Genomic DNA, 20,157 nt, shown 5'->3' on the forward strand with positions numbered 1-20,157 from the left:
GCAGTACATCACCAGCCCTCGGGCGGGTCGGCGAACGCCCGTGCCAGCTCGACGGTGGTGGCGGTCGCCCGCCGCGCCCAGGCCGGGGTCGCGCCCGCGAGGCCGCAGGCCGGGGTGACCACTGCGCGGTCGGCGAGCCGGGCGCGGTCGAAGCCGAGGCGGTCGGCGAGGTCGAGGGCGGGGCGGGCGAGCCCCTCGAGCTCCGGGCGGGACGTCGGGTCGGTCGACGGCACGATCCCGAGCCACAGCTCGGTCCCGGCCTCCCAGACCTCGCCGAGCGCGTCGAGGACCTCCCCCGGCGCGTCGGCACCGCCCAGCGCCCCCAGGTCGACGGCCAGCGCGTCCGCGCCGGTCGCGCCCAGCAGGGCCAGCGGCGGGGTGGGGTGGCAGCAGTGCAGCGTGACCGCGGCGGCCCCGGCCGCCCGGGCGCCGGCGACCGCGTCGGCGAGCAGCGAGCGGGCCTCGGCGCCCGGCACCGCGCCGACGGTGCCGTAGCCCGAGGGCGTCGTGAGCGTCCCGGCGAGCACAGCGGGCAGGGTCGGCTCGTCGAACTGGACGACCACCGGTGCACCCGTCCGCCGCGCGATCCGGGCGACGTGCTCGCGCAGGCCCTCGGCGAGGCTCGCGGCGAACTCGGCGACCGCACCCCGGTCGGTGAGCACCCGGTGCCCCGAGTGCAGCTCGACGCCGGCGGCGAGCGTCCACGGCCCCGCGACCTGGCACTTCACCGCGGGCGGCGTCGCCCCGGCCTCGCCGAGCGCCTCGTCGAGGGCGTCGACGTCGCGGGCGAGCAGCTCCTGGGCCCGGCGGTGGTCGCCGCCGGGGCGGCGCACCACGCGGTAGCCCGACGGCCACACCTCGACCGCGATGTCGACGAGCATGCCCGCCGCCCGGCCGATCACGTCCGCGCCGACGCCGCGCGCCGGCAGCTCGGGCACGTAGGGCAGGCCGGGCACCTCGCCGACCACCGTCCGCGCCGCCTCCCGCTGGTCGGTCCCGGGCCACGAGCCGAGCCCGGTGGCGCGGTCGCCGGGCTCGGGCTCGCGGGTCTCCGCGGCGGTGTCGGCGGCAGCGGCGTCGGTCGTCTCGCTCACGGCGCCAGGATCCACCCGGTGGGTGTCCCGGCGCCGTGCGGGGATCAGTCCCGGTCGCGGTCCACGAGGTGCTCGGTCTCGCTCGCGTCCCCGATGGGGAGGACGTCCTCGGGCTTCAGCTCGCCCTCCGGGGCATGGCCGTGCAACGGGGCGGCGTCGGGGACGACGGTGGAGCGGTCGGTGTCCTGGGGCTCGGTCATCGGTGACCTCCTTCGAGGGGTGACCCCACAGTGTTACCCGCGTCACGTTGGACGGACCCTCGTCGCGCGAGATCGACCGCGGGCGGCGGCCAGGCCACCCCGAACCGCTCGGCCAGGCCGGCGACCCCGTCGTCGGTGACCTTCAGCGCGCGGTGCCCGGGCGTCGCGCGCAGCCAGCCGTCCGCGTCGAACCGCGCGAGCAGCGCCGTCGCGAGCGGGCCCGCGAGGTGGTGGCGCTGCTCGGTCCAGTCGACGCAGCAGCGCACCGCGGCCATGCCGGCGGGCACCGCCACCCCGGCCGCGGCGAGACCCGCCCGGCCGGTGTCGGTGAGGCGGTAGGCGCCGTCGTCGGCCACGGGGCCGGGCAGCTGGTGGCCCCGACGCTCGTGGGGGTCGGGCGTGCCGTCGGAGCCCTCGATCCAGGACCGCTCGCGCAGCGCGTCGGTGACGGCCACGCCGAGCCGCCCGGCCAGGTGGTCGTAGCACCGACGAGCCAGGCGCATCGCGTGGGCCCGCGTCCCCTCCCGCAGCGACCGGACGGGGCGGGCCGGCGCGATCCGCCCGAGGACCTCGACGAGCCGCGCGACCTCCGGCCCCGCGAGCCGGTAGTAGCGGTAGCGGCCGGTGGCGACGACCTCGGTCAGGCCGCGCGCGGTGAGCCGCCCGAGGTGCCCGCTCGCGGTGGACGGGGCGACCCCGGCCTCGTCGGCGAGCGTGCTGGCCGGCAGCGCCCGGCCGTCGGCGAGCGCGAGCAGCATGCGGCAGCGGGCGCGGTCGGCGAGCAGCTCGCCCACCGCGGCCATGTCGACGTCCCCCGTGTGCGGTGCCACGGTGCGACCGTAGGCACGGGACGCTGCGGTGGGGACCGAACCGACGCTGGCAGCATGGGTCGGGTGGAGGTGCTGGACGCCCGCGACTGGCGGGCGCGCGCGGACGCGCACGCCGCGCGGGCCGACGCCCTGACCGCCGGGCACCGCGACCGCCGGGCCCGCGGCGAGGCGCACCCCGTCGAGGACTTCCTCTACACCTACTACCCGACCCGCCCGGCCCGGCTGCGCCGCTGGCACCCGGGCGCCGGGGTGGTGCTCGCCGACGCCGGCGAGCGCGCGTCGTGGCGCCACTACGTGGCGGGCCCCGGGGGCGTCCGCGTCGACCACGCGGCGCTGGCCGCCGAGCGGGCGGGCACGGTCGCGTTCGTCGCCGGCCTGCTGCGGGCCACGGCCGGGCGCCCGGCGCAGCTCGGCTGCTTCGGCCTGCACGAGTGGGCCATGGTCTACCGGGACGAGCACACCCGGCACCCCGTCCCGCTGCGCCTCGGCGCGGCGGGCACGGACGAGGTCGTCGACTCCCACCGCCTGCGCTGCTCGCACTACGACGCCTACCGCTTCTTCACCGGCGCGGCCGCGCCGCGCAACGCCGTGACGCCGACGCGGGAGCGCCAGGCCGAGCTCGAGCAGCCCGGCTGCCTGCACGCGGGCATGGACCTCTACAAGTGGGCCGACAAGCTCGGGCCGCTCGTGCCGGGCGAGCTGCTGCTCGACGCGTTCACCCTCGCCCGCGACATCCGCGTGCTCGACATGCGCGCCTCGCCCTACGACCTCGCCGCCCACGGTTACGCGCCGGTGCGCGTCGAGACCCCGGAGGGCAAGGCCGAGTACGCCGCCGCGCAGCGCGCCTTCGCCGACCGCGGCGCCGCCGTCCGCGCGCGGTTGCTGGACGCCATCGAGCGTTCGAGATGAGGCGCCTGCTGGTCGCCAACCGCGGCGAGGTCGCGCTGCGGGTGCTGGCCGCGGCGGCCGACCTGGGCCTGGAGACGGTCGCCGTCGCCCCCGCCGACGACCGCGCCACCCGCCACGTCGCCGCCGCCGACGACGCCGTCGAGCTGCCCGGTACCGGCCCGGCCGCCTACCTCGACGTCGCGGCCGTGGTCGCCGCGGCGACGACGACCGGCGCAGACGCGCTCCACCCCGGCTACGGCTTCCTCGCCGAGAACGCGGCCCTCGCCCGCGCGTGCGCCGACGCCGGGATCACCTTCGTCGGGCCCGACCCCGGGGTGCTGGAGCTCTTCGGCGACAAGTCCCGGGCGCGGCAGCACGCCCGCTCCGTGGGCGTCGACGTCCTCGAGGCCGCGTCCCCGGAGTCGGCCGGGGAGCTGCTGGCGCGGGTCGGCGCCGTGGTCGTCAAGGCGGTGGCCGGCGGCGGCGGGCGCGGGATGCGCACGGTGCACGCCGCCGACGACCTCGACGACGCCCTGGCGCGCGCGTCGTCCGAGGCCGCGGCCACGTTCGGCGACCCCGCCGTCCTCGTCGAGCGGTACCTCCCCCGCGCGCGGCACGTCGAGGTGCAGGTCGCGGGCGACGGCACCGACGTCGTCGTGCTCTCCGACCGCGACTGCAGCGCCCAGCGACGCCACCAGAAGCTGATCGAGATCGCGCCGTCGCCGGCCCTCGACGCGGCGGTGCGCGAGCGCCTGCACGACGCCGCCCGGCGGGTCGTCGCCGGGGTGGGGCTGCGCGGGCTCGCGACCGTCGAGTTCCTGGTCGACGGCACGACGACCGCGTTCCTCGAGGTCAACCCGCGCCTGCAGGTCGAGCACACCGTCACCGAGGAGGTGCTCGGGCTCGACCTCGTCGCCGCGCAGCTGCGCCTGGCCGACGGCGCCGACCTCCGCGGCGCCGGGCTCGACCCGGTGCCCGGCGTCCGCGGCACCGCGATCCAGGCCCGGGTGTGCACCGAGACCCTGCGACCGGACGGGGGCGTCACACCGCAGGCCGGGACGTTGGAGCGCTTCACCCCGCCGACCGGGCGCGGCGTGCGCATCGAGACGCACGGCCACGCCGGGTACGCCGTCAGCCCGCGCTACGACCCGCTGCTGGCCAAGGTCGTCGTGCACGACCCGCACGGCGACACCGCCACCGTCGCGCGCCGGGCCGTCCGGGCGCTGGAGGCGTTCGACGTCGCGGGCGTCCCCACCAACCTCGGGGTGCTGACGGCGCTGCTCGAGTACCCGGCGCTGGTCAGCGGCGGGCTCGACACCGGGTTCGTCGACCGGCACGCGCGCGAGCTGGCGGACCCGGCCCCCGACGAGGCCCCCGATCTCGGCGATGCCGTCGGCGTCCGGGCGCCGACCGCCGGCGTCGTCGTCGCCGTCGAGCAGGCGCCCGGCGCGACGGTGGCGGCGGGCGCAGCGCTGGTGGTGCTCGAGGCCATGAAGATGGAGCACGTCGTCGCCGCCGAGGTGGCCGGCGAGGTCGCCGACGTGCGGGTGGCGGTCGGCGACGAGGTGCCGGCCGGGGCGGTGCTCGCCGTGCTGCGCCCCGGCGACGTGGACGCCGGCGCGGCCGCCGCCGAGGACGCCCCGGACCCGGACCACGTCCGTCCCGACCTCGCCGAGTCGCTCGAGCGCCACCGCCGCACCACCGACGAGGCCCGCCCGGGGGCGGTGGCGAAGCGCCGCGAGGTCGGCCGGCGCACCGCCCGGGAGAACCTCGCCGACCTCCTCGACGAGGGCAGCTTCGTCGAGTACGGCGCGCTGGCGCTGGCCGCCCAGCGCCGGCGGCGCCCGGTCGACGACCTCGTCGAGCGCACGCCCGCCGACGGCATCGTCACCGGCACCGGGACCGTCGACGGCCGCCGCGTCGCCGTCCTGGCCTACGACTACACCGTGCTGGCCGGCACCCAGGGCGTGCTGAACCACGCCAAGACCGACCGGCTGCTGCGCCTCGCGCTCGAGCACGCCCTGCCCGTCGTGCTCTTCGCCGAGGGCGGCGGCGGGCGTCCCGGCGACACCGACACCACCGCGGTCGCGAGCCTCGACGTCACCACCTTCGCCCTGTTCGCCCAGCTGTCCGGCCGGGTGCCGTCGGTGGCGATCGTCGCCGGGTACTGCTTCGCGGGCAACGCCGCGCTCGCCGGGTGCGCCGACCTCATCGTCGGCACCCGCGACCTCTCCCTCGGCATGGGCGGCCCGGCGATGATCGCCGGCGGCGGGCTCGGGACGGTCGCGCCGGGTGACGTCGGCCCCGCCGAGGTCCAGGGGCCCAACGGCGTCGTCGACGTGCTGGTCGACGACGAGGCCGCGGCGGTCGCCGTGGCGAAGCGCTACCTGGGCCTCACCGACGCGGTCGCGGCGCCGGCGCCGCACGACCAGCGCGTCCTGCGCCACGCCGTGCCCGAGAACCGGCTGCGGGTCTACGACGTGCGCCGCGTCCTGCACACGCTCGCCGATCCGGAGAGCGTCCTGGAGCTGCGACCCGGGTTCGGCGTCGGGATGGTCACCGCCTTCGCCCGGATCGGGGGCCGCGTCGTCGGCGTGCTCGCCAACGACCCGCGCCACCTCGGCGGCGCCATCGACGCGCCCGCGGCGGACAAGGCGGCGCGGTTCCTGCAGCTCTGCGACGCGCGCGGGCTGCCGGTGGTGTCGCTGTGCGACACCCCGGGCTTCATGGTCGGCCCCGACGCCGAGCGCACGGCGACCGTCCGCCACTTCTCGCGGATGTTCGTCGCCGGGGCCAACGCGCGCGTGCCGCTGGTGCTCGTCGTGCTCCGCAAGGGCTACGGGCTCGGCGCGATGGCGATGGCCGGGGGCCACCTGCACCGGCCGGTGATGACCGCGGCGTGGCCCACCGGCGAGTTCGGCGGCATGGGCCTCGAGGGCGCGGTGCACCTCGGGTACCGCCAGGAGCTCGAGGCCCTGTCCGGGGCGGCGCGGCAGGCCCGCTTCGACGAGCTCGTCGCCGAGTACTACGAGCGCGGCAAGGGCCTGTCGGTGGCGAGCGTGTTCGAGGTCGACGACGTGGTCGATCCAGCCGCGACCCGCGACGTCGTGCTGGCCGCCCTCGACACCGCGAGCGGCGAGCTGCCGCCCCGGCACCCGATCGTCGACACCTGGTGAGCATCCGGGCTCACCGGCCGGCACCGAGCTCGTCGCGGGCCGGCCGGGACGCCCGCACGGCGCCGATGCTCGCGGCGATCACCAGCGCGATGGCCAGGGCGGAGAGCGGCGTGACCTCCTGGCCCAGGACCACGAACCCCGCCGTGGCGGCGATCGCCGGCGCCAGACTCATGAGCACCGAGAACGCCGAGGCGGGCAGCCGCCGCAGCGCGACGAGCTCGAGGCTGTAGGGCACCAGCGAGGACAGCAGCGCCACCGCAGCGCCCCAGCCCAGCACCACGGGATCGACCATGGCCGCACCGCCCGCGACGACGCCGAGGGGCACGGTGAGGACGGCACCGACGGTCATGGCCAGGGCGAGGCCGTCGAGACGGTCGAAGCGCCCGCCGGCCTGCTGCGACGCGAGGATGTAGGCCGCCCACATCGTGGCGGCACCCAGCGCGAACAGGACACCGGCGGGCGTCAGGGAGTCGAGGTCGCCGCGCCCCAGGAGCGCCACGCCGGCCAGCGCGAGCGCCGCCCACAGCCAGCTCGACGCGCGGCGCGACGCGGCGACCGAGAGCACCAGCGGGCCCAGCACCTCGAGCGTCACGGCCGCCCCCAGCGGGATGCGCGCGATCGCCTCGTAGATCAGGGAGTTCATGCCGGCCAGGGCGACGCCGAACCCGACCACCAGCGCCCGGTCGCGACGGCCGAGGTGCCGCACGCGCGGCCGGCACACCGCGAGCAGCACCAGCGACGCGAACGCCAGCCGCAGAGCCACCGCGCCGAGCGGCCCCACCCGGGCGAACAGCCCGGTCGCGGCCGTGGCGCCGAACTGCACCGAGAACTGTCCGACGAGCACCATGACCACCGCGCCCGCGCGGGTGGCGGTCCGGGCGGCCCGCACGTCCGTCACGCCCCGACGTTGCCACACCCACCCTCAGCCGGCGCGCAGGTGCTCCGGCGGCGGGTGGTGGGCGCCGGCGGTCAGCCAGGCGCAGAGGTCGTCGACGTCGGCGGGCTCGTGCAGCGGGCCGGCGACGACGGGCGGGCCGGTGGGCGTCCGGTCGTGGCCGCAGGGCTGGACGAGCACCAGGGCGCCCGCCCCGTGCGGCGCCGTGCCGTGGGCGCAGGCCGGGCCCGCGAGGCAGGCCGTCCGCACGAGCACGGCATGGGGGCAGCGCCGGACCGCGCCCTGCAGCGCCGCACCGACGACGTCGCCGCCCGGCGCGGGGTGCTGGTGGTGCGGGCAGTCCACGGTGCCGCAGTAGACGGCGGTGAAGCCGGGCATAGGAGACCCTCCGTCGGCGTTGTCGTTAACGATAATCATTGCCAACAAGGGAGGGGAAGAGGTGGCACGCAACGACGTCCGCCCGATCGTCAAGCTCCGCTCGACGGCCGGCACCGGCACCACGTACGTCACCCGCAAGAACCGCCGCAACGACCCCGACCGGCTCGTGCTGCGCAAGTACGACGCCCGCGTGGGTCGGCACGTGGACTTCCGCGAAGAGCGCTGAGGGAGGCACCGTGAAGATCCGTCGATCGCTCAAGGCCCTCAAGGACCGGCCGGGCTCGGCCGTCGTGCGCCGGCACGGCAAGGTCCTGGTGATCAACAAGCAGAACCCACGCTGGAAGGCCCGGCAGGCCTGACCTCTCGGTCCCGGGCCTCCTAGGCCTGGTCCGGCGGGGTGTCGGTGACCCGCAGCAGCAGGGCGACGAACGCGTCCGCGTTCAGCCGCCCGCCGCTGCGGGGCACCTCCCCGCGGCGTTCGTCGTCGGCGGCCAGCTCGTCGGCCACCCGCTCGAGCGCCCGCATCAGCGGGTCCGCGAGGCCAGGCGGCACCTCGCCGAGGAGCTCGAGCGTGCCGTCGTCCTGCCGCTGCGTGCGCAGGTGCGAGAGCGCGCGCCTCAACTCGCGCCGGGACTCCCCGGCGACGAGGTCGTCGTCCGGACCGGTCATGGTGGCCTCCTCGTCACACCGGCACCCGTGGTCGGCCGCCGGGCCTTGGTTGTCGGTCGGGGTCGATCCAGTCCGGTGGGGTGAACCAGGGCCGGCCGTCGATCATGGTGATGGTCCAGTGGCCGTGGTGGACCAGCTGGTGGTGGAACCGGCAGAGCAGGCACATGTTCTCCACGCACGTGTCCCCACCGTCGAGCCAGTGATCGATGTGATGGGCCTGGCAACGCTTCGGCGGGCGGGTGCAACCCGGGAACGCGCACCCCCCGTCCCGCAGGTGCAGCGCGCGGCGGATCGCGTCGGGGGCGGTGCGCTGCTGGCGACCCACATCGAGGGGTTCGGAGCGGCTGCCCAGCACCATGGGGATGATCCCGGCGTCGCAGGCCAGCCGCCGCACCGTCTGCGGGTGCACCAGCACCCCCGAGTCCAGCACCCCGTGCCCCACCGCCTCGGCCAGCCACCGGTGGTCCATCGTCAGCGTCAGCAACACCCGACCCGACCCCGACGGCCCCGACGGCCCCGACGGCCCCGACGGCCCCGACGGCCCCGACGGCTTGGTCGCGGGCTCGGGGCGGCGCGGCTCGGGGATCAACGCGAGCTCGCCCGCGTCGTCATCTGCCGCGTCCCTGCCGGCAACCGAGTCGTCGCCCGCGCCGTCGCAAGCCGCGCCTTCGGAAGCCGCGCCGTCCATAGCCGGGTCGTCCGAAGCCGCGCGGTCGTCGCCCGTGGGCGTGCCGGTGGGGTCAGCGTTGTCGACGATCTCCTTCAACGCATCCGCACGGCGCCGCTCGAGGCTGCGGGTGTCCTCCGGGCCCAGCTTCTCCGCCAGCGGGTCGATGGCCCCGAGGAACACCTCGGCGTCGACCGGGTCGTGCAGGCTGCCCTTGAAATCCAGGCGCCCGTCGCGGCGGCGCACCACGTGCAGCTCGTCGCAGCGCTCCTCTCCCTCCGGCGGGGCCTCCCCGTCCGGATCGAGGTGGGCTACGAGGGCCTTGGCCAGCGCGGTGAGCCCGGCCGGGGACATCTGGCGGGCCTTCTCGGCCAGGAACCGATCCGCCTCCACCCCGTCCTCGACCGAGAGGTCACTGATGCGTTCGAGGCGCGCCATCGCCCGGCGGATCACCGCGACGTGACCCGGCCCGATCGCGCCCGCCGCCACCGCGGCAGAAGTGCACGGGAACCGTGCCGGTAGCCGCTCGCCCTGCAACGACCGGCGCGCCACCAGGTCGCCGGCCTCGTCGAGCAGACGCTTGGCCTCGGCGTGATCGACGTTCCACTGCGCCTGCAACAACCGCACCGTGCCGCGGTCCCCGGTCACCTCGGCCACCGCCGCCCGGTCCAGCTCGGCCACCAGCTCCAGACGCGCGTAGTAGTCCCGCCGCCGCGCGACCTCGGCGTCGCGGGCCCGGTCGAGCAGCTCCCGCTCCACCACCCCCAAGCCGGGTTCGCTCATGTGTTCGATGCTAGAGCGGACCCCCGACAACGACGGGCCCGTCGGCGCAGGCAGTGCACACACCTGAGCAAACGGTCCGGGCGGACACCGACCACCCGCGCGGTCACCGCGCCCTCACGGTCACCGCCGAGATCGACATCGACCGCCTGGGCGCGGTGACCACCACCGCGGCGTGGGCGCCCGTCGTCGACCTCGTCGTCTGTTCGATCACGGCCTGGTCCACCCGCGACACCTTCGCAGGACACCGCCGAGGTCGTACCGTCTCCCGAGGGCCGCGGGAGGTGGGGCGATGGGTGTGTGGGACATCGCGACGCTGCCGGCGCGGGAGCAGTTCGGCTACTGGCACGAGGTGATCTGCCAGGCGTTCGTGCCGCTGACGCCGCACCGGACCACCGACGAGGTGGGGTTCGCGGCCAAGGTCGAGACGCGTCCGCTCGCGTCGGTCAACCGCGCCCGGCTGCGCTCGCGCCCTCAGCGCACCGACCACGGCAGCCGCGAGGTGGCGCGCACCGACGGCGCGTACTACTTCGTCAACCTGCAGCTCGCCGGCCGCTGCGCAACGACGGTCCGGGGCCGCACGAGCGTCGTCGAGGCCGGCCAGTTCGTCGTCGTCGACACCGCCGAGCCCTACTTCTTCGACCTCGACCGACCCTGGCAGATGCTGTCGTTCCGCGTCCCCCACGCCGAGCTGGACGCCCGCCTCCACGGCCGCCGCCCGGACCTCGGGCGGGCCGTGCCCGCGAAGGGCGCCGGGGCCGCGGTCGCGGCCCTCATGCCCGCGCTGTGGTCGCTCGACGGGGCCGATCCCGCCGCCGCGGGGCTCGCCGACTCCTTCGCCACGGCGGTCGTCGCGGCGACCGCCACCAGCGACGGGACCGACCGGCGCGCCGGCGTCACCCGCACCGCGGTCCTGGCCCACGTCGAGCGCCACCTCGGCGACCGCGACCTCACCGTCGCCGGCGTCTGCCGCCGCTTCGGGGTCTCCCCGCGCACGCTGCACCACCTCTTCGCCGACGGCGGGGAGTCGTTCGCCGCGACGGTGCGGCGCCGCCGCCTCGAGCGCGCCGCGGCGGTCCTCGCCGACCCCGCGACCACGGCCACCGTCACCGCCGTCGCCGCCGCGCACGGTTTCGACGACCCCACCGCCTTCGCGCGGGCCTTCCGCCGCCACTTCGGGCTGTCCCCACGGGAGCTGCGCGGCACGAACGGCACGGTCGGGGTGCACGCACGGCCGGGACGCGACCGGCGCTGACGACCACGCTCTGCAGGGCATGACCGTGTCGTTCCTGCTGAGCCCCGAGCAAGAGCAGCTCAAGGCCGCCGCCCGCGCCTTCGCCGACGAGCACCTGCGCGACCTGGCCGCGGCCGTGCGCGCCGAGCCCGACCCGCTGCGCCGCGCGCAGCTGGCCCGGCCGGTGTTCGAGAAGGCCGTCGGGCAGGGATTCCTCAAGGGCCTCATCCCCGCGCCGGTCGGCGGCGCCGCGTCGAGCGGGGTCGACGCGGCGATCTTCATCGAGGAGTGGGCGGTCCACAGCCCCGACTTCGTGATCTCCATGGCCGGCCCGCTCATCGCCCTCGCCCCCGTCTACGAGGCGGGCACGCCCGAGCAGGTGGCGCGCTTCGTCGCCCCCTTCCTCGCCGACGCCGGCGCGCCCGTGGCGGCGATGGCGTTCAGCGAGCCCGAGGGCAGCGCGAACTTCGACGCCCCCACCGGGACGCGCACCACCGCGGTCCCCGACGGCGACCACTTCGTCGTCAACGGGCGCAAGGCCTGGGCGTCGCACCTGTCGGGGTGGGACGGCGACGGCCCGGACGTCATGACGATCGTCTGCCGCGCGCCGGGCGGGGTCTCGCTGCTCGTCGCCGAGCGCGAGCACCTGGCCGGGCACGTCGAGGTCGAGGAGCACTACGACCTGCCCGGCCTGCGCGGGTGCCTGACGTCGCGGGTCCGGCTGCACGACGTGCGGGTCCCGCGCGCGAACCTCCTCGGCGCCGAGGGACAGGGCCCGGCCCTGACGCGCAACGCCTTCCTCCCCAGCGGCGCCTCCATCGGGACCTTCGCCGTCGCCGCCATGCGGGGGGCGTTCGAGATCGCGCACCGCTTCGCCACCACCGAGACCCGCGGCGGCCCCTCGCCGATCATCGACCACCAGTCCGTCGCCGACGTCCTCGCCGACGCCAAGGGCAAGATCGAGGCCGTGCGCCTGCTGGCCTGGCGGGCCCTCGACGCCGTCATGGCCCAGCACCCGGCCGCGCCGGAGCTGGCCCTGCACAGCAAGGTCGTCGGCTCCGAGACCGGCGTCGAGGTGCTGAACGCGCTGGTCAAGATGGTCGGGGTCACCGCGTACGACGACCGCTACCCGATCGTCGAGTACCTCCACGAGGCGCTCGCCTACCCGGTGATCGAGGGCAGCAACATCGGCGTGCGGCGCCGCCAGCTCCAGGAACTGCTCCGCGCGCCGGGCTACGACCCGCTCGCGGCGTCGGGCATGAGCTAAGGGGAGGAGACCTCCTCCAGCAGCGCCGACCAGAACCGCAGGGCGGCGTGCTCCATCTCCAGCCCGAGGCGCAGGGTGATCATCCGTTTGGCGACGGCGTCGAGGTCGGCGTAGCGCGCCTGCATGTCCTCGTAGACCTCGATCCGCTCGCGGTGGGCCGCGACCTGCTCGCGGGCCAGCCGCGCGACGTCGCCGGGCTCGCCGACCTCGTTGAAGAACAGCTTGAGCTCGGCGATGTCGCGCATCTGGAAGTGCTCGGGCGTGGGCTCGGCCAGCCAGGCCTTCAGCTCGGACCGCCCGGCGTCGGTGAGCCGGTACGTGCGCCGCCGGCGCCCCTCGGCCTCGGTCTCGGCCTCCAGCAGCCCGAGCTCGGCCAGCCGCTGCGGCTCGGAGTACAGCTGCGCGTGCGGGAAGTGCCAGAAGTAGCCGATGGAGCGCCCGACCGCCCGCTTCAGGTCGTAGGACGTGGACGGCCCGCGCAGCGCGATCGTGCCGAGCACGACGTACGAGGTCGGGGACAGCCGGTCGGCCACGGGCACGGAGCGTACCGACCCTTGCCCGGTCGACGGTATCTGCCATACGGTCCGAATCAGACGGTATGCAGCGGAGCACGATCAGGGAGGCGGCCGTGGACGTCGCGACGGCGTGGGCCTGGACGGTCGAGCGCCACCCGTCCCGGCGCGCGGTCGGCGGGCCGGCACCGATGACGTACGCGCAGTGGGACGCCCGCACCGCCCGCCTCGCCCACGCGCTGGCCGACCTCGGCGTCCGCCGCGGCGACCGGGTCGCCCTCGCGCTCGTGGGCGGCGAGCCCGCGGCGTCGCTGCACCTCGCGGCCCAGCGCCTCGGCGCCGTCGCCACGCCGCTCTCCCCGCGCTTCGGGGCGTCCGAGCTGGCGCACTGCCTGGCCGACGCCGCGCCCGCCCTGGTCGTCAGCGAGCCCGCGACGGCCGAGACCACGGCGGTCGCGCTGCAGGACGAGCGCATCCGGGCCGTGACGCACCTCGACCTCGCCGAGCTGGAGGACCGCGCCCGCGACCGGCCCGACACGGCGCCGCCCGCCGCGCCCGCGGCCGGGGACACCAGCGTCATGCTCTTCACCTCGGGCACCACGGGCCGGCCCAAGGGCGTCCCGCGCACGCACGCGGCCGAGCACGCCGCGGCCGTCGCCCACCTCGTGCAGACCGGGCAGCGACCCGGCGACGTCGTGCTCGGCGTCATGCCGCTGTTCCACACGATGGGCGTGCGGACGCTGCTGGCCACCGTGCTCGCCGGCGGGACGTGGGTGCCCCAGGCCCGGTTCGACGCCGCCGAGGCCGCGGAGCTGGTCGCGCGGGAGCGGGTCACGTCGCTCTACCTCGTCCCGACGATGTTCTGGTCGCTGCTGCGCGAGGCCGACCCGGCCACCCTCGCCGGGGTGCGCCGCCTCGCCTACGCGGGCGCACCGATGGCCCCCGCGCTGGCGCAGCGGCTGGTCGAGACGGTGGCGCCGGAGGCGTTCGTCAACCACTTCGGCTCCACCGAGATCTACACCTTCACCATCGGCCCGGACGTCGCGGCGAAGCCGGGCTGCGCCGGGCGCGCGGGGCTGTTCAGCCGGGTCCGGCTCGTCGACCCCACCCCCGGCGCCCCGCCCGACGCGCTGGTCCTGCCGGGCGAGCAGGGGCAGGTGGCGGTGTCGATGGCGAGCCCCGAGGCGTTCACCGGCTACTGGATGCGGCCCGACGCGACCGCGAAGGCCGTCCGCGACGGCTGGTACTTCACCGGCGACCTCGCCGTGGCCGACGAGGACGGCGACCTGTGGGTCAGCGGCCGGGTCGACGACATGATCAACACCGGCGGCGAGAACGTCTACCCCGACGAGATCGAGGCCGCCCTCGCGTTCTGCCCGGCGATCGCCGATGTCGTCGTGGTCGGGCTGCCCGACGAGCGGTGGGGTCAGGCGGTGACCGCGTTCGTCGTGCCGGCCACCGGCGTCGCGGCCCAGGAGGCCGTCGCCGCCGCGGACGGCTGGGCCCGCGAGCGCCTGCCCTCCCTGCGCCGCCCCAAGCGCGTCGTCGCCGTCGACGCCGTCCCGCGCTCGGCGGTGGGCAAGACCCTGCGCCGGGTCCTGACCAGCGGCGACTACGTCCCGCTGGCCGACACCGCGGGGGTCGCGCCGTGACCTGGACCCCCGCCCGCGACGAGGACGCCGCGCTGGTCACCGGCGCCGGGCGCTTCGTCGACGACCTCGACCCGCTGCCCGGCACGCTGGTCGCCGCCGTCGTCCGCAGCCCCCACCCGCACGCGCGGATCCGCGGCGTCGACCTCGAGCGCGCCCGCGCGCACCCCGGCGTCGCGGCCGTGATCGGCCCCGACGAGGTCCGCGCCGCCGTCCGCCCGTTCCCGCTGTCCACGTCGACGCCGATGCCGTACCTGCCCTCGGCGGTCGACGTCGCCCGCTACGTCGGCGAGCCCGTCGCCGTGGTCGTCGCGAGCGACCGCTACGTCGCCGAGGACGCTGCCGAGCTCGTCGAGGTCGACTACGCACCGCTCGACGTCGTCGTCGACACCCGGGCCGCGCTCGAGCCCGGCGCGCCGCTGCTGCACCCCGAGGCCGGCACCAACGTCGCCACCGACCGCACGTTCTCCTTCGGCGACGTCGACGGCGCGTTCGCGCGCGCCGAGCACGTCGTGCGGGGCGAGTACACGTTCCCGCGCTACTCCTCGGTACCGATGGAGTGCTACGGCCTTGTCGCGTCGTGGGGCACCGAGGACGTCGAGGTGTGGGCCAACTTCCACGGCCCGTTCACGATGGTTCCGGTCGCGGCCGGCGCGCTGGGCGTGCCGGTGTCGCGGTTCCGGCTGCACGTACCGGCGGACATCGGCGGCAGCTTCGGCATCAAGTCCGGCATCTACCCCTACGTCGTGCTCATGGCGCTCGCGTCCAAGTACGCCGGGCGGCCGGTGCGCTGGACCGAGGACCGCGTCGAGCACCTGCTGGCGAGCTCGTCGGGCGCGGGGCGCGCGATGGGGTTCGAGGCGGCCGTCGCCGGCGACGGGACGGTCGGGGCGCTGCGGGTCGACCTCGTCGACGACGTCGGGGCCTACCTGCGCCCGCCCGAGCCGAGCACGCTCTACCGCTGCTTCGGCAACATCACCGGCGCCTACGACGTCCCCGCCGTCGCGATCCGCGCCCGCGCCGCCGTCACCAACCGCGCGCCGACCGGGCTCAACCGCGGCTTCGGCGGCCAGCAGCTCTACTTCGGGCTCGAGCGGCTCATGGACGCCGTCGCGACGGCGACCGGGCTCGACGTCGCCGAGGTGCGCCGCCGCAACCTCGTGCGCTCCTTCCCGTACCGCACCCCGACCGGCGGGCTCTACGACTCCGGCGACTACGAGCAGGCCCTGGACGTGCTGCTCGCCAAGGGCGGCTACGCCGAGCTGCGTGCCCGCCAGGAGGCCGCCCGGGCCGAGGGTGCGTTCTACGGCGTCGGGCTGGCGCTGGTGGTCGACCCGTCGGGCACCAACATCGGCTACGTCGGCCTGGCGACGCCCGCGGCGGAGCGCAAGCCGGGACGCGACAAGTCCGGCTCGACCGAGATCGTGCGCGCGTCGGTCGACCTGCAGGGCGTGGTGACCGTGCTGCTCGGCTCGGTGCCGCAGGGCCAGGGGCACGCGACGGTGGCCCGCCGCGTCGCCGCGGACCGGCTCGGGCTCCCGGTCGAGCAGGTGCGCGCGGTGGTGGACATGGACACCGCCACGACGCCCTGGACCGTCACCTCCGGCAGCTACTCCTCCCGTTTCGCCCCGCTGGTGACCAGTGCGGTGATCGCCGCGGTCGACCGGCTCGCCGAGACGGTGCGCGCGGGCGCGTCGGTGCTGCTGGACGTGGCGCCCGACGGGCTGGAGCTGGCGGACGGGTCGGTGCGGGACCCCGCCACGGGCGCGTCGTGCCTCTTCCGGCACGCGGCGGGCGTCGTGCACTGGGACCCGGGCGCCCTCCCGGCGGGCGCCCCGGCGCGGCTGGCGACCGAGGGCGAGTTCGTGCCGCCCGAGGCCGTGGCCGCGACCTCGGAGGACAAGATCAACTCGTCGCTCTGCTACGGCTTCGTGGCCGAGATGGTGGGCGTGCGGATCGAGCCGGACACCCTCGAGGTGACCCTCGACCGCGTCGCCACGGTCCACGACGCCGGCACGGTGCTCGACCCCGTCCTGCTCGAGGGGCAGGTGCTGGGCGCGCTGGTGCACGGGCTCGGCGGGGCGGCGTACGAGGAGTTCCGCTACTCCCCCGCCGGCCAGCCGACGTCGGCGACGTTCCTGGACTACCTGTGCCCGACCAGCGCGGAGACCGCCTTCGACCTGGTCTCCGACCACGTCTCGTCGCCCTCGCCCCTGACGCCGCTGGGCGCCAAGGGCTGCGGTGAGGGCAGCTCGATGAGCCTGCCCGTGGCCTACGCCAACGCGATCGCCGACGCCCTGGCCCCGGCCGGCGTCGTGATCGACGCCCTGCCCCTGCACGGATCGGTGATCCACGACCTCCTGGGAGAGCACTGACATGGCACTGACCGGCGGCGAGGTCCGGCTCGAGCGCTCGCACGACGGGCGCGTCGCGGACCTGACGCTGTCCCACGGCCCGTACACGGTGATCACGTGGGAGATGCGCTCGCTGGTGGCGCAGCGCTTCGCCGAGATCGACCGCGACCCGGACGTCCAGGTCGTGGTGATCCGCTCCGACGGCGAGCACTTCTCCTCCGGCGGCGATATCGCCGGGTTCATGGAGGTCGAGCCGATCGACTTCACCGACCTCGGCCACGAGGTCACCGCCGCCGCGCGCAGCCCGAAGCCGGTGGTCGTCGCCGTCGACGGCTACGCGTTCGGTGTCGGCCTGGAGCTGGTGCTGTCGTGCGACATCCGGCTGGCCACCGAGCGCAGCCGTTTCGCCCTGCCCGAGATGAACCTCGGCATGATCCCGGGCTCGGGCGGCACGCAACGCCTCGCCCGGCTGATCGGGCTCTCGCGGGCCAAGCACCACGTCATGACCGCGCGCCGCATCACCGGGCAGGAGGCCGCCGACTGGGGCCTCGTCGCCGAGCTGCACCCCGACCGCGCGGCGCTGGACACGGCCGTCGAGGCGCTGGTGGACAAGCTGCTGGGCTTCTCCCCGCTGGCGCTGCGCGCGGCCAAGGAGGTGCTCGACCGCGGGATCGACGCGCCGCTCTACACCGGCATCGAGCTGGAGCGGAAGGCCTACGCGATGCTCCGGTCGAGCCACGACTTCGCCGAGGGCGTCGCGGCGTTCGGCGAGAAGCGCAAGCCGGAGTTCACGGGGAGATGAAGGCCGCTCCGTTCGCCTACTGCCGCCCCGACTCCGTCGACGAGGCGGTGGACGTCCTCGCCGCGGGCGACGCCAAGGTGCTCGCCGGCGGGCAGTCGCTCGTGCCGGTGCTCGCCATGCGCCTCGGGCGGCCGGGGACGCTCGTCGACATCACGCGGCTGCCGGGGCTGGACTCGTTGGTCCTGGAGGACGGGCAGCTGCACATCGGGGCCGCGGTGCGCCAGCGGCGCGTGGAGCGCTCGACCGAGGTCGCCGCGGTCCCGCTGGTGGGGCGCGCGATGCCGTTCGTGGGGCACCGCGAGCTGCGCAGCCGCGGCACCGTCTGCGGCAGCCTCGCCCACGCCGACCCGGCCGCCGAGCTGCCCGCCGTCGCCGCCTGCCTGGGCGCGACGGTCGTCGTGCGCGGGCCCCGCGGCGAGCGCACCGTCGCCGCGCGGGAGCTCGTCACCGGCGCGATGACCACGAGCGTCGGGCCGGACGAGCTGGTCACGGGCGTGCGGTTCCCGGTGGCGGCGCCGGGCGCGGGCTTCGGGTTCGCCGAGATCGCCCGCCGCCACGGCGACTTCGCACTGGCCGGGGTGGCGGTCCGGGTGCGAGGCGACGAGGCGGTGCTCGCGGCCTTCGGGGTCTCGGACCGGCCCGTGGTCCGCGAGCTGACCGTCGACGACCCGGCGGAGGCGGCGCTGCGGCCGGTCACCGACGCGCTGGCGCGCGAGGTCGTCGACACCGACGGGGACGCCCACGGCTCGCGCGGCTACCGCGCGCGCCTGCTGGGCGTGCTGGCGGCGCGGGAGATCGCGCGGGCGCACCGGGAGGCACACGCATGAGGGTCGAGGCCGACGCCCAGGTCGACGTGGCGATGACCGTCAACGGGCGCGACGTCACCGTCGGCGTGCCCCCGCGCGCGACGCTGTCCGACGTGCTGCGCGACCGTCTGGGGCTCACCGGCACCCACGTCGGCTGCGAGCACGGCGTGTGCGGGATGTGCACGGTGCTGCTCGACGGCGAGGCCGTGCGGGCGTGCCTGCTGTTCGCGGTGCAGTGCGAGGGCGTCTCGCTCACGACCGTCGAGGGCCTGGGGTCGGCGGACGCCCAGCACCCGCTGCAGCAGGCGTTCGCCCACCACCACGCGCTGCAGTGCGGCTTCTGCACGCCGGGGATGCTGATGAGCTCCTACGACCTGCTCGCCGGCGGCACCTACACCGAGGAGACCCTGCCCGAGGACATGTCCGGCGTGCTGTGCCGGTGCACCGGCTACCGGGGGATCCTCGCCGCCGTCGCCGACGTCGCCCGCACCCACCCCGACGGCGTCCCCCCACCCGCCGGCGCCGTGCCCCCCGCCCTGGTCGGGCGCTCGGGCAGCGCCGGCGCGGCCACGCCGACGTCGGACGACAGGACGTCCACCCGCTCGATCGAAGAGGTCACGGTCCCCTCCGGGCCGCCGACGGTGACGGTCGAGGTCCGCAGCGAGCTCGCGTCGCCGGTCGACGACGTCTGGGCCGTGCTGGCCGACGTCGACCGGCTCGTCGCGTGCCTGCCCGGCGCGGAGAAGACCGCCGACCTCGGCGACGACCGCTACCGGGGACGCGCCGTCGTCGCCCTCGGGCCGGTGTCGCTGCGCTTCGACGGCCTCGCGCACGTCGTGGAGCGCGACCCGGCCGAGCACCGCCTGCGCCTGCTCGCCCAGGGCACCGACCGCGGGGGCTCGTCGACGCAGGCCGTCATCCGGCTCGCCGCCGACCCCGGTCCTGACGGCGGCACCGTGCTGTGGGCCGACGCCGACGTACACCTGTCCGGCCGGATCGCCCAGTTCGGCCGCGCCCTGGCCGGCGACGTGTCGCGGCGGCTGTTCGAGCAGTTCGCGGCGGCCGTCGACGAGGCCGCCCGCACGGGCGAGGCGCCGACGAGGACACCGAGCCCGCTGCGGCTGCTGCTCGCCACCCTCCTCGACCGGCTGCGGCGGCTCGGTCACCGCCCCCGGTAGCGCGGCGCCCGCTTCTCGACGAACGCCGCCGGCCCCTCGAGCGCGTCCCGCGTGCGCATGACGCGCAGGAACGCGTCGTGCTCGCGGGCCATCGCCTCGTCGTGGGAGAGGCCCAGCCCGTCGAGCACCCGGGCCCGGGCCTCGCGCACCGCGAGCGGGCCCCGGTCGGCGATCGACCGCGCGAGCGCCAGCGCCGTGTCCAGCAGCTCCGGGAGCGGCACCACGCGGTTCACCAGGCCCACCCGGTGCGCCTCGGCGGCGCCGATCGGCTCGCCGGAGAGGACCATCTCCATCGCCAGCCCCAGCGGCACCGCGCGCGGCAGCCGGACGGTGCCGCCGGCGCCGGGGATGATCGCCCACTTCGTCTCGGCCAGCCCGAACGTCGCGTTCTCCGAGCACAGCCGGATGTCACACGCCAGCGCCATCTCCAGCCCACCGGCCAGCGCGTGCCCGTTGACCGCGGCGATCAGCGGCTTCGCGCGGTCGACGGCGGTGAAGCCGCCGAAGTTCCACGGCACGTCCTCGCCGGCGCGCACGCGGTCGCGGTAGGGCGGGATGAGGCGCTTGAGGTCGGCGCCGGCCGAGAACGTCGTCTCCCCCGCCCCGGTCAGGACGGCGACGAGCTGCTCGTCGGACGCCTCGAACGCCGCCACGGCCTCGCCGAGCGCCTGCTGGTGCTCGGGGTCGAGCGCGTTGCGCGCGTCCGGCCGGTCGATGGTCAGCACCGCCACCCGGGGGTCGGCGGGATCGGTCTCCACGCGGATCGCCACGCGGACAT

General features: G+C 76.3%; 20 protein-coding genes. 11 read left to right on the forward strand and 9 right to left on the reverse strand.

Annotated elements, in window-relative coordinates:
* Window positions 1–8: 8 nt before the first annotated feature.
* Genes ABD994_RS11065 through ABD994_RS11075 form a run of 3 tightly spaced genes read right to left on the reverse strand, consistent with a single transcriptional unit; the run spans window position 9 to window position 2,124 of the window.
* The gene (locus ABD994_RS11065) at window positions 9–1,094 is read right to left on the reverse strand and encodes a uroporphyrinogen decarboxylase/cobalamine-independent methonine synthase family protein (protein WP_345414085.1); all 1,086 of its coding nucleotides are present in this window, start codon (window positions 1,092–1,094) and stop codon (window positions 9–11) included.
* 44 nt (window positions 1,095–1,138) lie between these two features.
* Window positions 1,139–1,294, reverse strand: coding sequence for a hypothetical protein (locus ABD994_RS11070; protein ID WP_345414088.1), 156 nt, complete (start codon window positions 1,292–1,294; stop codon window positions 1,139–1,141).
* Entirely contained in the window at window positions 1,291–2,124 is an 834-nt protein-coding gene (locus ABD994_RS11075; RefSeq protein WP_345414091.1) for an ArsR/SmtB family transcription factor, read from the reverse strand. Before ABD994_RS11075 ends, ABD994_RS11070 begins: the two co-directional genes overlap by 4 nt.
* A 54-nt stretch (window positions 2,125–2,178) precedes the next feature.
* On the opposite strand from ABD994_RS11075, the gene ABD994_RS11080 reads away from it, so the two are divergent.
* Together ABD994_RS11080 and ABD994_RS11085 are read left to right on the forward strand one after the other, a co-directional pair.
* Window positions 2,179–3,033 carry a 3-methyladenine DNA glycosylase gene (locus tag ABD994_RS11080; RefSeq protein WP_345414094.1) on the forward strand — a complete coding sequence of 285 codons (855 nt, stop codon included), beginning with the start codon at window positions 2,179–2,181 and terminating at the stop codon, window positions 3,031–3,033.
* The gene (locus tag ABD994_RS11085) at window positions 3,030–6,188 is read left to right on the forward strand and encodes an acetyl-CoA carboxylase family protein (RefSeq protein ID WP_345414096.1); all 3,159 of its coding nucleotides are present in this window, start codon (window positions 3,030–3,032) and stop codon (window positions 6,186–6,188) included. The genes ABD994_RS11080 and ABD994_RS11085 overlap by 4 nt, the downstream gene beginning before the upstream one ends.
* A 10-nt stretch (window positions 6,189–6,198) precedes the next feature.
* On the opposite strand, the gene ABD994_RS11090 is transcribed toward ABD994_RS11085, so the two are convergent.
* A complete protein-coding gene (locus tag ABD994_RS11090) occupies window positions 6,199–7,086 on the reverse strand; it encodes an EamA family transporter (RefSeq protein ID WP_345414098.1) in 888 nt (295 codons plus the stop codon).
* Between the two features lie 24 nt (window positions 7,087–7,110).
* Entirely contained in the window at window positions 7,111–7,461 is a 351-nt protein-coding gene (locus ABD994_RS11095) for a hypothetical protein (protein ID WP_345414100.1), read from the reverse strand.
* Window positions 7,462–7,522: 61 nt separating this feature from the next.
* Between ABD994_RS11095 and rpmG the strand changes: the two genes are divergently transcribed.
* Complete coding sequence (rpmG, locus tag ABD994_RS11100) at window positions 7,523–7,687, forward strand: 50S ribosomal protein L33 (RefSeq protein WP_274203511.1); 165 nt, start codon at window positions 7,523–7,525, stop codon at window positions 7,685–7,687.
* A 10-nt stretch (window positions 7,688–7,697) separates the two neighbouring features.
* A complete protein-coding gene (locus ABD994_RS11105; RefSeq protein WP_345414102.1) occupies window positions 7,698–7,820 on the forward strand; it encodes a ribosomal protein bL36 in 123 nt (40 codons plus the stop codon).
* Window positions 7,821–7,839: 19 nt separating this feature from the next.
* On the opposite strand, the gene ABD994_RS11110 is transcribed toward ABD994_RS11105, so the two are convergent.
* Complete coding sequence (locus tag ABD994_RS11110) at window positions 7,840–8,130, reverse strand: DUF222 domain-containing protein (protein ID WP_345414104.1); 291 nt, start codon at window positions 8,128–8,130, stop codon at window positions 7,840–7,842.
* A gap of 13 nt (window positions 8,131–8,143) precedes the next feature.
* Complete coding sequence (locus ABD994_RS11115) at window positions 8,144–9,580, reverse strand: HNH endonuclease signature motif containing protein (RefSeq protein ID WP_345414106.1); 1,437 nt, start codon at window positions 9,578–9,580, stop codon at window positions 8,144–8,146.
* Window positions 9,581–9,869: 289 nt separating this feature from the next.
* Between ABD994_RS11115 and ABD994_RS11120 the strand changes: the two genes are divergently transcribed.
* Window positions 9,870–10,832 (forward strand): helix-turn-helix domain-containing protein, encoded by a 963-nt coding sequence (locus tag ABD994_RS11120; RefSeq protein WP_345414108.1) that lies wholly within the window; start codon window positions 9,870–9,872, stop codon window positions 10,830–10,832.
* A gap of 19 nt (window positions 10,833–10,851) precedes the next feature.
* Entirely contained in the window at window positions 10,852–12,078 is a 1,227-nt protein-coding gene (locus ABD994_RS11125; RefSeq protein ID WP_345414110.1) for an acyl-CoA dehydrogenase family protein, read from the forward strand.
* On the opposite strand, the gene ABD994_RS11130 is transcribed toward ABD994_RS11125, so the two are convergent.
* A complete protein-coding gene (locus ABD994_RS11130; protein ID WP_345414112.1) occupies window positions 12,075–12,611 on the reverse strand; it encodes a PadR family transcriptional regulator in 537 nt (178 codons plus the stop codon). The genes ABD994_RS11125 and ABD994_RS11130 overlap by 4 nt on opposite strands.
* Window positions 12,612–12,706: 95 nt before the next feature.
* Between ABD994_RS11130 and ABD994_RS11135 the strand changes: the two genes are divergently transcribed.
* From ABD994_RS11135 to ABD994_RS11155, 5 genes are read left to right on the forward strand one after another with little or no spacing between them, the layout of a single operon-like run.
* A complete protein-coding gene (locus ABD994_RS11135; RefSeq protein WP_345414114.1) occupies window positions 12,707–14,242 on the forward strand; it encodes a class I adenylate-forming enzyme family protein in 1,536 nt (511 codons plus the stop codon).
* Window positions 14,239–16,614, forward strand: a complete 2,376-nt coding sequence (locus ABD994_RS11140) for a xanthine dehydrogenase family protein molybdopterin-binding subunit (RefSeq protein ID WP_345414115.1) — start codon at window positions 14,239–14,241, stop codon at window positions 16,612–16,614. The genes ABD994_RS11135 and ABD994_RS11140 overlap by 4 nt, the downstream gene beginning before the upstream one ends.
* Window position 16,615: 1 nt before the next feature.
* The gene (locus tag ABD994_RS11145) at window positions 16,616–17,395 is read left to right on the forward strand and encodes an enoyl-CoA hydratase/isomerase family protein (protein WP_345414117.1); all 780 of its coding nucleotides are present in this window, start codon (window positions 16,616–16,618) and stop codon (window positions 17,393–17,395) included.
* A complete protein-coding gene (locus ABD994_RS11150) occupies window positions 17,392–18,222 on the forward strand; it encodes an FAD binding domain-containing protein (RefSeq protein WP_345414119.1) in 831 nt (276 codons plus the stop codon). The genes ABD994_RS11145 and ABD994_RS11150 overlap by 4 nt, the downstream gene beginning before the upstream one ends.
* Complete coding sequence (locus tag ABD994_RS11155; RefSeq protein WP_345414121.1) at window positions 18,219–19,379, forward strand: 2Fe-2S iron-sulfur cluster-binding protein; 1,161 nt, start codon at window positions 18,219–18,221, stop codon at window positions 19,377–19,379. The genes ABD994_RS11150 and ABD994_RS11155 overlap by 4 nt, the downstream gene beginning before the upstream one ends.
* Here the strand turns inward: ABD994_RS11155 and ABD994_RS11160 are convergent.
* The gene (locus tag ABD994_RS11160; protein ID WP_345414123.1) at window positions 19,364–20,149 is read right to left on the reverse strand and encodes an enoyl-CoA hydratase/isomerase family protein; all 786 of its coding nucleotides are present in this window, start codon (window positions 20,147–20,149) and stop codon (window positions 19,364–19,366) included. The genes ABD994_RS11155 and ABD994_RS11160 overlap by 16 nt on opposite strands.
* Window positions 20,150–20,157: the final 8 nt, after the last annotated feature.

The organism is Actinomycetospora chlora (assembly GCF_039542135.1).
Classification (GTDB): domain Bacteria; phylum Actinomycetota; class Actinomycetes; order Mycobacteriales; family Pseudonocardiaceae; genus Actinomycetospora; species Actinomycetospora chlora.

Bases quoted from the DNA above. Each gene is read 5' to 3' on its own strand.
- ABD994_RS11150 (WP_345414119.1), top strand. From the start codon at position 17,392: ATGAAGGCCGCTCCGTTCGCCTACTGCCGCCCCGACTCCGTCGACGAG.
- ABD994_RS11155 (WP_345414121.1), top strand. From the start codon at position 18,219: ATGAGGGTCGAGGCCGACGCCCAGGTCGACGTGGCGATGACCGTCAAC.
- ABD994_RS11085 (WP_345414096.1), top strand. From the start codon at position 3,030: ATGAGGCGCCTGCTGGTCGCCAACCGCGGCGAGGTCGCGCTGCGGGTG.
- ABD994_RS11125 (WP_345414110.1), top strand. From the start codon at position 10,852: ATGACCGTGTCGTTCCTGCTGAGCCCCGAGCAAGAGCAGCTCAAGGCC.
- ABD994_RS11120 (WP_345414108.1), top strand. From the start codon at position 9,870: ATGGGTGTGTGGGACATCGCGACGCTGCCGGCGCGGGAGCAGTTCGGC.
- ABD994_RS11110 (WP_345414104.1), bottom strand. From the start codon at position 8,130: ATGACCGGTCCGGACGACGACCTCGTCGCCGGGGAGTCCCGGCGCGAG.
- ABD994_RS11115 (WP_345414106.1), bottom strand. From the start codon at position 9,580: ATGAGCGAACCCGGCTTGGGGGTGGTGGAGCGGGAGCTGCTCGACCGG.
- ABD994_RS11095 (WP_345414100.1), bottom strand. From the start codon at position 7,461: ATGCCCGGCTTCACCGCCGTCTACTGCGGCACCGTGGACTGCCCGCAC.
- ABD994_RS11070 (WP_345414088.1), bottom strand. From the start codon at position 1,294: ATGACCGAGCCCCAGGACACCGACCGCTCCACCGTCGTCCCCGACGCC.
- ABD994_RS11080 (WP_345414094.1), top strand. From the start codon at position 2,179: ATGGGTCGGGTGGAGGTGCTGGACGCCCGCGACTGGCGGGCGCGCGCG.
- ABD994_RS11145 (WP_345414117.1), top strand. From the start codon at position 16,616: ATGGCACTGACCGGCGGCGAGGTCCGGCTCGAGCGCTCGCACGACGGG.